This is a genomic window from Halapricum salinum (genome assembly GCF_004799665.1).
GTDB classification, from domain to species: domain Archaea; phylum Halobacteriota; class Halobacteria; order Halobacteriales; family Haloarculaceae; genus Halapricum; species Halapricum salinum.
Map to the genome: position 1 here is coordinate 1,407,130 of NZ_CP031310.1, position 12,181 is coordinate 1,419,310.

The 12,181-nt window shown below is 67.5% G+C and carries 11 protein-coding genes; 9 read left to right on the top strand and 2 right to left on the bottom strand.

Going from position 1 to position 12,181, the window contains the following annotated elements:
• Window positions 1-3: 3 nt before the first annotated feature.
• A complete protein-coding gene (locus DV733_RS07085) occupies window positions 4-1,092 on the bottom strand; it encodes a Brp/Blh family beta-carotene 15,15'-dioxygenase (protein WP_079979574.1) in 1,089 nt (362 codons plus the stop codon).
• A gap of 109 nt (window positions 1,093-1,201) precedes the next feature.
• Between DV733_RS07085 and DV733_RS07090 the strand changes: the two genes are divergently transcribed.
• Window positions 1,202-1,786 (top strand): LURP-one-related/scramblase family protein, encoded by a 585-nt coding sequence (locus tag DV733_RS07090; RefSeq protein WP_049995420.1) that lies wholly within the window; start codon window positions 1,202-1,204, stop codon window positions 1,784-1,786.
• 6 nt (window positions 1,787-1,792) lie between these two features.
• Here the strand turns inward: DV733_RS07090 and DV733_RS07095 are convergent, their stop codons facing one another.
• Window positions 1,793-2,302: a hypothetical protein gene (locus DV733_RS07095; protein ID WP_049995419.1), complete on the bottom strand. Its 510-nt coding sequence runs from the start codon at window positions 2,300-2,302 to the stop codon at window positions 1,793-1,795.
• 80 nt (window positions 2,303-2,382) lie between these two features.
• On the opposite strand from DV733_RS07095, the gene DV733_RS07100 reads away from it, so the two are divergent.
• From DV733_RS07100 to DV733_RS07135, 8 genes are all read left to right on the top strand, one after another.
• A complete protein-coding gene (locus DV733_RS07100; RefSeq protein ID WP_049995418.1) occupies window positions 2,383-3,366 on the top strand; it encodes a WD40/YVTN/BNR-like repeat-containing protein in 984 nt (327 codons plus the stop codon).
• A gap of 44 nt (window positions 3,367-3,410) precedes the next feature.
• Window positions 3,411-3,914, top strand: coding sequence for a hypothetical protein (locus DV733_RS07105; protein WP_049995417.1), 504 nt, complete (start codon window positions 3,411-3,413; stop codon window positions 3,912-3,914).
• Window positions 3,915-3,991: 77 nt separating this feature from the next.
• Complete coding sequence (gene folP / locus DV733_RS07110) at window positions 3,992-6,433, top strand: dihydropteroate synthase (RefSeq protein WP_049995416.1); 2,442 nt, start codon at window positions 3,992-3,994, stop codon at window positions 6,431-6,433.
• 62 nt (window positions 6,434-6,495) lie between these two features.
• On the top strand, window positions 6,496-7,788 hold the full coding sequence (locus DV733_RS07115; protein ID WP_049995415.1) for a hypothetical protein: 1,293 nt from the start codon (window positions 6,496-6,498) through the stop codon (window positions 7,786-7,788).
• A gap of 62 nt (window positions 7,789-7,850) precedes the next feature.
• Complete coding sequence (locus DV733_RS07120; protein WP_049995414.1) at window positions 7,851-8,054, top strand: hypothetical protein; 204 nt, start codon at window positions 7,851-7,853, stop codon at window positions 8,052-8,054.
• Between the two features lie 95 nt (window positions 8,055-8,149).
• Complete coding sequence (locus DV733_RS07125) at window positions 8,150-8,908, top strand: ABC transporter ATP-binding protein (RefSeq protein WP_049995413.1); 759 nt, start codon at window positions 8,150-8,152, stop codon at window positions 8,906-8,908.
• A gap of 4 nt (window positions 8,909-8,912) precedes the next feature.
• Window positions 8,913-10,520, top strand: coding sequence for a hypothetical protein (locus DV733_RS07130; protein WP_049995412.1), 1,608 nt, complete (start codon window positions 8,913-8,915; stop codon window positions 10,518-10,520).
• 273 nt (window positions 10,521-10,793) lie between these two features.
• Complete coding sequence (locus DV733_RS07135) at window positions 10,794-12,170, top strand: sensor histidine kinase (protein ID WP_049995411.1); 1,377 nt, start codon at window positions 10,794-10,796, stop codon at window positions 12,168-12,170.
• The last annotated feature ends 11 nt before the right edge of the window (window positions 12,171-12,181 follow it).

Genomic DNA, 12,181 nt, shown 5'->3' on the forward strand with positions numbered 1-12,181 from the left:
TCTTCAGGGGACGTACCAGATACCGCGCTCGCGGTCGAACCACGAGCCGATTACGACGTGTGGGAGCGCGATGATGCTGACGAAGATACTCCAGAACGCGACGCCGCCGAGCAGGTATCCGCCGCCGCCAAGCGGTTGTGGCGAGAGCAGCCACAGCAGGGCTGCCAGTCCGAACGTCGCGACGCTGCCAGCGACCAGCACGCCCCACGCGCCCAGTGCCACCAGCCGTGTGTCGTCGCTGTCGAGGATCGTCAGGAGTCCGTCGGCAGTCTCCTCGCCGTCGGCTGCGGGGTCGCTCGTTACTGCGGTCGTCCGGGCGACCTGCCGTAGCGAGTACCACAGCGGGAAGTACAGCCCGACGGCGACGACGACCGGGACGACCGCGAAGTACGCGACCAGCAGCAACGTCTCGGCGGCGTCGGCGACGTACGACCCCGTCCCTGCCGACCGGACGTAGCCCAGCGCGAGGTGAGCAATGGCCAGCCCACCGAAGCCGACCCCGATCAGTTGCCGGGTCAGCGGGAAGTACTGACTCACTGCGGCGAGGCCGCCGGGCTCGAAGATATCGACCATCAGCGCGCTGAACGTGTGGAACGTCTCTGGAAAGGCGACGATTGGCACGCACATCACCGCCCCACCGCGGACGAGCGCTGCGAGCGCTCGCTGGGGACGGGTCTGGAGGTGATCGGTGCCGTAGGTCGCGTCCATGACGTGCAGGCCACCGTGACCGCCCTTGGCGATGGCGACCCCGAGCGCCAGCGCGAGGCCGGCGACCGGGGCGACGAACAGGAGGGCGACGAACCCCGCGATCGAACCCAGGTACAGTCCGACGTATCGCAGCTGGAAGGACGCCGACCGCCGCCGGAGGTTGTCGAAGTGTTCGAACCCACCGTGCGGGAGGTTCATCGCGACCATCCCGAAGAGGTACACCGCTGCCTGCACCCGCAACGAGAGGTCGAAGCCGACCACCGTCGCCAGCGCGAACCCGGCCAGCAAGATCGCGAGCGCGATCCGCGAGAGCGCCAGTGCCGTCCCGCCCGGTACCTCAGCCGTGCGCCACAGAACCGCCCGTCGGGTGGCGTGTTCGGACATCGCAGGCCGTATGGACTGTACCCCGTTCAACGGCGTCCCGAACGTCTGCGGCCTTTTTTATGATCGAATATCACCACTTTCAAGCCGTATTCTCGAAAATCTCCCCTATATGAGTCAAGAAACTGACTACAGTATCTCGGGGATAGAGCTCACGGACGATCGCTACACCGTCGAGCAGTCGCTGATCCGCAACAAGTACCGCGCCGAAGACGCCGACGGGAACCTCGTCATCCGCGGCAAACAGAAGATGTTCAAGCTGAAAGAGGAGTTCCCGTTCGTCGACAGCGACGGCGAGGAAGTCTTCAAAGTGAAAGCGGGCGGGATCATCGACGTCGCCGGCGACTACGTCCTCAGCGACGCCCAGACTGGCGAGGAGCTCGTCATCCTCGACAACGACTACTCGATCTTCCAGGACACCTGGAAGATCCGCGACGCTCGCGACGAGCGCAAGATCGCCGAGATCAACTCCCGTGGTGCGGCCGTCACGCTCGCGCGGAATCTCGTCCCGATCGTCGGGCCGCTGATCCCCCACAAGTACGAGATCAGTGACCTCGACGGCGATCACGTCGGGAACATCGAGGGGCAGCTCTCGCTGAAAGACCGCTACGACGTCGTGATCGACGACACCAGCGACGTGCCGAAAGAGCCGATCGTCGCCGCCGCGATGGTCATCGACGCGATCCAGAATCACTGATCCCCGTCACTGTTCGCCTGCGAGTGAGTGCTGGATCGCACCGCCCAGTGCCCCGAACAGCGCCGGGAACAGGAGACTTCCGAACAGGAGGCTCACGTAGCGGGCCGGGACGGGAACGTTCGAGAACGGCGTCGAGGGCACGAGATAGACAGCCAGCACGACCATCGAACACAGGAAGACACCCAGCACGATGCTCGCACCCGCTTTGACCGCTGGCCAGCCCCGGTCTACACGACTCGTCTGGGCGACGACGATCGCACCGCCGGCGATCGCGGCGAGAAATCCCACACCAGTGGGCACGAGCCACACCAGCGGGAACGTCTGGGCGGCCGCCGCGTAGAACGCGAGCGCGACGCCAGCGACGTAGATCGTGGCCCCGAATCCGACGGTGGAGAATCCCTCTGGAACGCGGAACGCGACGGCCACGAGGATGCCGACGAGCGCGCCGACGAGCCAGACACCGACCCCGACGAGCACGCCGGTCACGAGCGGCGATCGACCCGGTCCGTAGGACATGTCTCGGTTTGCGGCCACCGGTGCAAAATAGCTGCCGCCCGACCCTCGATTTCATGGCCCCTCCCCCCGTGGCTCCGGGTATGCCGACGGTCTACGCGGCGCTGGAGGATCGACTGCTGGCCGCCAGCGGGGACGACGGCTCCTGGCGGACGGTCGTCCGCCTCGAAGGCCGTGATCTCGAATGCGTCGCCGTCTCACCGGCAGACCCCGACCAGGTGTTCGTCGGTGCGTTCGCCTCGGGACTGTGGCGGAGTACGAACGCCGGGCGGGACTTCGATCGCGCCTGGCTCGCGGACGCCCCGGGAGCCGTGACGGCCGCTGCCGTCTCGCCACACGATCCAGCCGTCGTCTGGACCGGTACCGAACCGAGCAAGGTCTATCGATCGCCTGACGCGGGCGATTCCTGGGACCTCCGTCCCGGACTGGCCTCGCTGCCCTCCGCCGGGGAGTGGTCGTTTCCGCCACGGCCCGAGACCCATCACGTCCGCTGGATCGAACCCGATCCTCACACTCGGGAGCGCCTCTACGTCGGGATCGAGGCCGGCGCGCTCGTCTGGACCGACGACGGCGGTGCGACCTGGCGGGATCGGCCCGAGGACGCCCCACACGATCCCCATGAGCTCGCGACCGATCCCGACGAGCCGGGTCGTGTCTACGCCGCTGCCGGCGACGGCTACGCCGAATCCACTGATGCGGGCGATTCCTGGACCTTCCCACAGACCGGGCTGGACCACCGCTACGTCTGGAGTCTCGCAGTCGACCCTACCGATCCCGAGCACGTCCTGATTTCGGCGGCGACGAGTGCCCACCGCGCGCACAACCCTGACGGCCAGAACTTCGTCTATCGGCGTGTCGACGGCCACTGGGAGCGGTCGATGGACGGCCTGCCCGGTCCCGACGGGATTGCCCGCCCCGTGCTCGACGTCGGTCCGGACGGGGCGTTCTACGCGCTGACCAACCACGGCCTCTTTCGGTCGCCGACTGGCGACGGTTGGCACCGTCTCCCCGTGGACTGGCTGCCCGAATATCGCGAGCAGGTCCCGCAGGGACTGGCTGTCGTCTAGCCGGGCCACGAAGACCTTTCACCCTGCCGGCCGACAACTCGCGTATGGACGACTCTCCCGCCGACCGAACTCCCGGCCTCGAAAGCGACGACGAGACCGAATCGGCCGCCCCTCCGTCCGACGAAAGCGTCGCAGACGACTCCCTCGAAGCCGAATTCGAACAAGCGGACGAGACGCCACCGCTCCGCACACGACTCCGCAAACTCCTGCTCGGCGTCTCGCTGGGCGCGGTCGCTCTCGCACTGCTTGCGGCACTGCTCCGGCGCGTGCTCGGCGACAGCGAAGACGACGCCGAAACAGCTGCGGACGACGACCCCGAGACGACTGCCTCCGAGGGCGCCGCGCTCGAACAGGATGATCTCGGCGCCGTACCTGAGCAGGATACTCCCGACGCCGAACCTGACATGGAGACTTCCGACGCCGACGAGGAAGTCGAGTCCGTCTCGGACCTCCTGACGGCCGACGCCGAGGGGGCTGCCGCGATGGTCGGTCTCGGATTCAACCTGCTCGTGCGTGCGCTGGTCGACGACGACGAAGCCGACGCCTGATCTCCGACGAAGCACACGCCCGAGCCACGGTTGAGTAGTCCGACAGCCTCAAGCGACCGGCCCCGGATCTAGCAGGCATGAACTTTCACGAGGCGGCGAACTTCTGTCTGGAGTTGCGTCGGTTCCCGCCCCGGCGCGGGATCGACGCCACGCGTGCGCTGCTGTCGGAACTCGACGATCCTCACGCGGACCTTTCGGCCGTGCAGATTGCCGGCTCCAACGGGAAAGGATCGACCGCCCGGATGCTCGAGTCAACACTCAGAGAGGCGGGGCTGTCGGTCGGACTCTATACCTCTCCACACCTCGACGACGTTCGGGAACGCGTCCGGGTCGACGGTCGCAAGATCCCCAAAGCCGACCTCGTCGAGTTCGTCGAGGCGGTCCGTCCCTCCGTCACCGATCGGGCCGCCGACGGCGACGCGCCCACGTTCTTCGAGACGCTCACCGTGCTCGCGCTCTGGCACTTCGCCCGCGAAGACGTCGACGTCGCGATTCTGGAAGTCGGCATCGGCGGGAAGTTCGACGCCACCAGCGTCGTCGACCCCGTCGCCAGTGCCGTCACCAGCGTCACGCTCGAACACACCGACATCCTCGGGGACACGATCGAGGAGATCGCCACCGACAAGGCCCACGTCGCACCCGCCGACGCGCCCCTGGTGACCGGCGCCACCGGCGGCGCTCGCGAGGCCATTCGAGACGTCGCTGGCGACGTCCTCACCGTCGACGAATCTGACGCTGACGTTGAATTTGCCTACGACGGAATCGTCGAGACGGGCGGCCGCGTCGAACTCACAGGTGCGGACTTCGCAGTCGAGACGCGCCTGCCGCTGCCCGGATCGCATCAGGCCCGCAATGCCGGCGTCGCGGCAGCGCTCGCCCGGCAAGTGGCCGACATCGACGAATCGACGCTCGCCCGCGGCCTGCGGAACGCCCACTGGCCGGGACGCTTCGAGGTGATGAATCGAGAGCCCCTGACCGTCCTCGACGGGGCGCACAATCCCGGCGGCTGCGAGCAGGTCGCCGAGACTCTGGGTGAGTTCGACTACGACGATCTCCACCTCGTCGTCGGCGCGATGGTCGACAAGGATCATCACGGCATCGCTGCCGCACTCCCCGACCCCGATCACGTCGTCGCCTGCCAGGCCGACGTCGACCGCGCAGAAGACGAGTCGGTCGTTGCTACTGCCTTCGAAGGCGAGTATCCCGACGCCACGGTCGAGACGCGCTCGGACGTGGCTGGGGCACTCGAGATCGCGCTGGACGCCGCCGAGTCGGGTGACGCAGTCCTCGTGTCGGGCTCGCTCTACACCGTCCGAGAGGCACGGACCCGCTGGACCCGTAACATGATCCCCAAACGAATCACGGATCTCGAGGACTCTCGCGATGTTATCTCGGGGGCACACGTCACGGACGCGGGCGTCTGGCGGATGCGCGGCAAGGGCGTCCACCGCGTCGTCAAGACGCGCGTCCAGCCCCGACAGGCCCAGTATCTCAAGGAGGAACTGCTGTCGCTGGGCGGGGAGTGTGCGGTCTCGGCGCTGAACAACCAGGACGAAGAACCGCTGGACGTCGTGATGATGGGGACGCTCGCGCAGTTCAAGCGCCTCGCCGACAAACTGGACGGCCAGCCCTACGGCCTCTCGCCGCTGGCCGACGAGCTGCGCGAGCACCTCGGTATCCAGGTTGAGCCCACGAGTCGAGACTACCCCTGGGAGGACGGCACGGCGATCATGGGCATCCTCAACGTCACGCCCGACTCGTTCCACGACGGCGGCGAGTACGACGCCACCGAGGCGGCGGTCGCCCGGGCCGAGGAACTGGTCGAACACGGCGCGGACATCCTCGATATCGGCGGCGAGTCGACCCGTCCCGGGGCCGATCCCGTCCCCGTCGCCGAGGAGATCGACCGCGTCGTCCCGGTGATCGAACGCCTCGCGGATCTCGATATCACGATCTCGATCGACACCCGGAAAGCCGCCGTCGCCGAGGCCGCCCTCGAAGCCGGCGCGGACATCCTGAACGACGTCTCGGGACTGGAAGACCCCGAGATGCGCCACCTCGCCGTCGAGTACGACGCACCCGTCGTCGTGATGCACAGCATCGACACGCCTGTGGACCCCGACCACGAGATCGACTACGACGACGTCGTCGAGGACGTCCTCGACCAGTTGACCGAGCGCGTTCTCCTGGCCGAAAAAGCGGGACTCGATCGCAGCCAGATCCTCGTCGATCCGGGGCTCGGCTTCGGGAAATCTCCCGCCGAGGACTTCGAGATGCTGGGTCGGATCGAGGAGTTTCAGGCGCTGGGCTGTCCCGTGCTGGTCGGCCACTCCCACAAGTCGCTGTTCGGCCACGTCGGCCTGGACGCCGACGAGCGGACCGAGGCCACGGTCGCGGGGACGGCTCTGGCGGCCGAACGCGGCGCGGACGTGGTCCGTGTCCACGACGTGAAGGCCAACGTCGCCGCCCGGGACGTCGTCGCCGCCGCCGACGATCCCGACGCCTTCGACGGGGCGTGACTCTTGTCGCCCGGTGAGAACAGTCCGACAACGATAGGTAGGAGCGCTCTGACCACCCGGGTATGCGAGTAGATATCGGGAACGCACTGGACGAGGTCGCCACGCCGGGCATCCCGGAGGACGCGCTGGACCGACTGGACAGCCGCGTCGCCGACGCCCACGAGCGCATCGCCGAGGGCCGTGCCGCCCACGAACACGGCTACGAGTCGCTGAACCTCCCCGAGACGGTCGACACCGGCGCGATCCGCGAGGCCGTCGAACCCTTCCAGGGATCGGAGTCGATCATCAACGTCGGCATCGGCGGCTCCGCGCTGGGTTCAGCTACCCTCTCGTCGGCGCTGGAAAGCGACGTTGACGCCTACTACCTGGACAACGTCGACCCCGAGTGGATCGAACGTCTCCTCGAGGAGATCGATCTCTCCTCGACCGCGGTCAACGTCGTCTCCCGCTCGGGCACGACCGCCGAGACCCTCTCGAACTTCCTCGTGGTCCAGCAGGCCATGGAAGACGAAGGCGTCGACTGGGCCGAGCGCACCTGGGTCACCACCGGCGAGTCGGGCAACCTCCGGGATCTGGCGGACAAACACGATCTGCCGTCGCTCAAGGTCCCTGACGGCGTCCCGGGCCGCTTCTCGGTCCTCTCGACCGTGGGTCTGGCGTCGGCCGCGCTGCAGGGCCACGACATCGACGCCATCGTCGAGGGGGCGAGAGACGCCGAGCGCTCGCTCTCCGGCTCGCTGTACGACTCACCGGCCTACGCCTACGGTGCGATCGCCCACGCGCTGGACATCCGTGGCGCGGGCGTCAACGCGATGATGCCCTACTCGGAGTCCCTGGAGACCTTCGCGGAGTGGTACGCCCAGCTGTGGGCCGAGAGCCTCGGCAAAGACGGCCTCGGGCAGACGCCCGTCCGCGCGCTCGGCGCGACCGACCAGCACTCTCAACTCCAGCTCTACCGTGCCGGCCCTCACGACAAGATGGTCACGTTCGTCCAGGTCGCCGACCGCGACGACGTCGCCATCCCCGAGACGGATCTGGAGGGCCTCTCGTATCTCGGCGGCTCGTCGCTGGGCGAACTCATCGACGCCGAGTTCGAGGCCACCGAAGCGAGCCTGGCTGCGGCGGACGTTCCCAACGTCCGCATCGAGATCGATCGCGTCGACGAGTACAACCTCGGAAACCTCCTCTACAACATGAAGGCCGCGACCGTGATGGCGGGTGAACTCTACGGCATCGACACCTACGTCCAGCCCGCGGTCGAGTGGGGCAAGAAGGCCGCTCGCGGGCTGCTCGGTGGCGGCGACTTCGAGGAGGCCGACGCCGTGGCCGAGAAGAACGTCTTCGAGATCGAGTAATCGACCACGACCCCGCCGATTGCAGAATCTTTATCTCGGGTGACAGTGACCGCAGCTAATAGATGGCGTCTGATCGCACCGACCGGGTGGGGATTGCAATCGCCGTGGCTGCAGTGGTCGTGTTGCTCTACAGCGCGTTCTTCGCGGCGGCATTGTTGCTCGGGCTGATCGTCGTCGTCGGACTGGTCGTGCTGTATCTGCTGTGGCGGTTCGTCCGGGCGGCCGAACGGATCGCGACGGCGCTGGAAGCGCAGTCTCCCGAGTAACGGTGGCAGCGCCGATCCGCACGCGCCACCCGTGACTTTCCGAGCCTGAAACCGTTCGGCCACCATTTTTATACTGGTTGCCCAAGCTGGGAGTGATGACAGCGCCCTCCCCTGCGATCTCGACGCGCGACCTGACGAAACGCTACGGTGGAACCACTGCCGTCGACGGCCTGACATTCGAGGTACCCAGTGGCGTGGTCTACGGCTTTCTGGGACCGAACGGGGCCGGCAAGACCACGACCATGCGAATGCTCACTGGGCTGGTCGAACCCACCGACGGCGACGGCTTCGTCGCCGGAACACACTGCACCGAGCGCCGACACCTCGTCGATCACATCGGCCTCCTCCCGGAAGAGCCGCCGCTGTACGGCGAACTCACCGCGCGTGAGCAACTCCAGTTCGCCGCCGACCTCCGTGATCTCTCCTGGGAGTCCGTCGAAGAGCGTGCACTCGGTCTCGCGGATTCGCTCGGCCTCGTTCCGGACCTCGACCGGCGGGTCGACGGCTTCTCGAAGGGGATGAAACAGAAGACGGCGTTCATCCAAACTGTCCAGCACGACCCGGACGTGGTCTTTCTGGACGAACCCACGTCGGGACTCGACCCCCGCGCTGCCCGCACTCTCCGGGAGTTGATCGTCGATCTGGCCGCCGCGGACACGACGGTCTTTCTGTCGACGCACATCCTGCCCGTCGTCGAGGAGATCGCCGATCAGGTGGGCGTGCTCTACGACGGCCGGCTCGTCTCGGAGGGCTCGCCCGCCGATCTCACAGCCGGGGTCGGCGGCGACGGCGAGGCCGATCTGGAAGACGCGTTCCTCGAACTGACCGACGAACCCGCGGCCGCCTGGGGGTGAGCCGATGACGCACACGTTCTCGCGCACGACGCTGCGGGACGCCTGGACGCTCACACGGACGGAACTGCGGACGTACGTGCGTCACGTCACTGGCAGTTCGCGCCAGACGGTCGGCGTCGCGTTCATGGTCCTGGCGTTCGGCGTCCTCTTTCCGCTGACGTTTATAGGGAGCGCGACCGCTTTCGGCGAGGCGCTCGCGACCGGCTCGGTCCCGCTCGGGTCCGCCGGCGTCGCCTTTGCCGTCGTGCTTTCGGTCGCCGGCTACGTCGGTGCTGCCGGCGGCTTCAACCAGGAGCGCGTCGGGCAGATCGGCCCGCTCGTTCGGACGTCGATCCCGCCGCTCGCCGTCTCGCTCGGCCGCTTCGCGAATCGATCGCTGCAGGCACTCGCCATCTTCGTCCCGGCGACGCTAGTGCTGTTGGCGGGTGTCGCGGTCGGTGCCGGCGGTCCGGTCGCGCCGCTGCTAGTCGCGGTCGCGGTCGTGCCGCTGTTCGCGGTAGGGCTGGTCGGCGGCCGGATCGTCGGCGACCTCGTGCGGTACGCGAACGAACGACTGGCGGTGTCGCTGTGGATCAAAGCCGTCCTGATGATCGTGTTGATGGTCGCAATCTTCGTCGGGACCCAACTCCTGTTGAACTCCCAGTACGAGGGCGGCGGCGCGTACGGGACGGTGATCGCCGGTCCGGTACTGCCCGGCCAGCCGTTGCAGGCGCTCGCGAGCGTCGTCTTCGCGCCGCTGGGCGCGGCCGTACAGCCGCTCGGACTCGTCGTCGCCGGCACGACGCTGGCCGCCATTCCGGTCGGGCTGGTGGTCGCGATGCGCCTGGAGACGCGGATGCTCGTCCAGGACCTGGGGAGCGACGCTGCCGGAGTGACACAGAGCCACGGCGTCCCTCGCCTTTTCGAAGTCACACCGTCGACCCGCGTGGCCTGGCGATACCTCCTCAGGACGCGTCGCGACCCGCGGACGCTGGCGCACCTCTCGCCGTTGCTGTTCGGGGCGATGGGGATGGCCGGCTCGGCCGTGCAGGATCCGGGGATCGTCCTGTCGCTCGGCCCGGCCGCGGCTGTCGTGGCCGGTGCGGTGTTAGCCGGCGGGGCCTACGGGCTGAATCCGCTGGGTGACGACCGCGATCAGCTCCCGCTGTTGCTGACGAGCACGCCCTCGGTCGGGGTCGTCCTCCGCGGCCGGATGCTCGCGGGGATCGCTCTCGGGCTGGTCGCCGCCGTCGGGATCGGCGCGCCGCTCGGGCTGGTCGAACACGGTCCTGGCTACGTCCTCGGCCAGTCGGTGCTGGCGGTCTTTCTCGCGACCGTGAGCACGGGCATCGCGGTCGGACTCGGCGCGGTCGTCCCGAAGTTCGAGCGACGCGAGTACATGAGCGTCGAGCGAGCCCACCCCTCTCAGTGGGCGATGATGGGATTCTTTTTCGGCGGTCTCATCGTCGGCGCGATCGGCTTCGTCCTCCTCTGGGCGACGCTGTCCGGGGAGCCTCTCATCGCTGTCGCGCTCGGCTGGCTGGTCTACGTGGTCGTCCTCGGACTGGCGGCCGGTGGCGGCTACCGCTACGCCGTCTCCCGGATGGATGCGTTCACCCTGGACGACGTCTGATCGCGCAGTATTTGCCGCCCACACCTCGGTTTACGTTCCTGGATTTAAAATCCGATAATAGAGATATATGATCAAGATAGTGCGGAAATACATTTTGCTATGGTCTTTTTCGTTGGTGATAATTGAGAAGATACGAAAAAGTATGGGGTGTGCAGTGAGTCGATGTGAGTCGACCGCCCGGCGGGCGCCGTCGGCCGACGATCCGGTTGTAGGCGTCACCGGCCGAGAGACGCGGCACCGACCCGACAATTCAGGGGGGCTCACGATCGAGTGATGTTTCTGCTCGACAGCGAGGACCGACTCTCGTACGTGACCGACTCTCTGGCTGGGTGGCTGGCTGCCGGCCGGAACGAACTCACTGGGGCGCCACTCACCGAACTCGTGGTAGAGCGGGATCGCCGGCGGGTCGAGACCGCACTCGCGGCGGTCCGTGACGGTGGGCCGCGAGCGAGCAGGGAGTGTGTCTGCCGGCTGGCGACCGACGACGGCCCCCGACAGGTCGCCGTCGAGTTCGTCTCGCTGTCCGACCAGTTCGCCGATGTGCTGGGCACAGTCAGGAGCGGTGGCGACCAGCGGGCCCAGGCCGAACTGGCGACCGCCCGGGATCGGTTCGGCTCGCTGTTCGATCTGATCCCCGACGCCGTCGTCGAGATCGAGTTCGTCGACGTCGGGCCGGTCGTGCGCTCGGTCAACCGGGCGTTCGAGGACGTCTTCGGGTACGACGCCGCTACCGTCGTCGACGAGCCGCTCAACGACTTCGTCGTCCCGCCGGGCCAGGACGGCGAAGCCGACGAGTTCGACCAGCGGACGGCCGAGGGGAAGGTCAACTACGCGGTCGTGGTCCGACAGACCGCAGAGGGCCGCCGGGAGTTCCTCTATCGCGGCATCCCCTACGACCGCGGCGAGGCGGGTCAGTACGCCTTTGCAATCTATAGCGACATCACCGAACAGCAGCGTGCCCGCGAGCGGTTGCAGGTCCTCCAGCGCGTCATGCGGCACAACATGCGCAACGAACTCACCGTCCTCCAGGGGACTGCGGCGACGATCCGCGACCACAGCGACGACCCGGTGGTGCGGAAGGCGGCGGGGCACGCACTCAGTAGCGCCGAGTCGCTGGCGACGCTCAGCCGGAAGGCCCAGACCGCGGCGAACGTCCTCGACGAACCCCGGGACGGGGCTGTCGTCGACGCCGCCACCCAGGCACGGGCAGTCGCTGATCGGTACCGTTCCCGGCGGCCTGCCGGGACGATCGAGACCGACCTCCCGGAGTCGCTTCCGGTCACCGTGGGGCCACCGCTGGCCCGCGCGCTTGACAACCTCGTCGAGAACGCCTTGACCCACGCCGGCGACGAGCCGACGATCCTGGTCAGCGGCGAACGACGGCCCGACTCGAACCACCCGGCAACGGAGGCGACGATATCGGTTGTCGACGACGGCGACGGGATACCGGCCACCGAACGAGCCACGATCTTCGAGGACGAGGATCCGACGAAGCTCGAGCACGGTTCCGGCCTCGGCCTGTGGCTGGTGAAGTGGATCGTCGAGTCGGCGGGCGGTCGCCTCGACTACGACCGGCGTGACGGCATGACTGTCGTCACGATGTGGCTCCCGGCCGCGACCGACCGGACGGCTGTCCCAGCGGACGACTGATCGGATACACA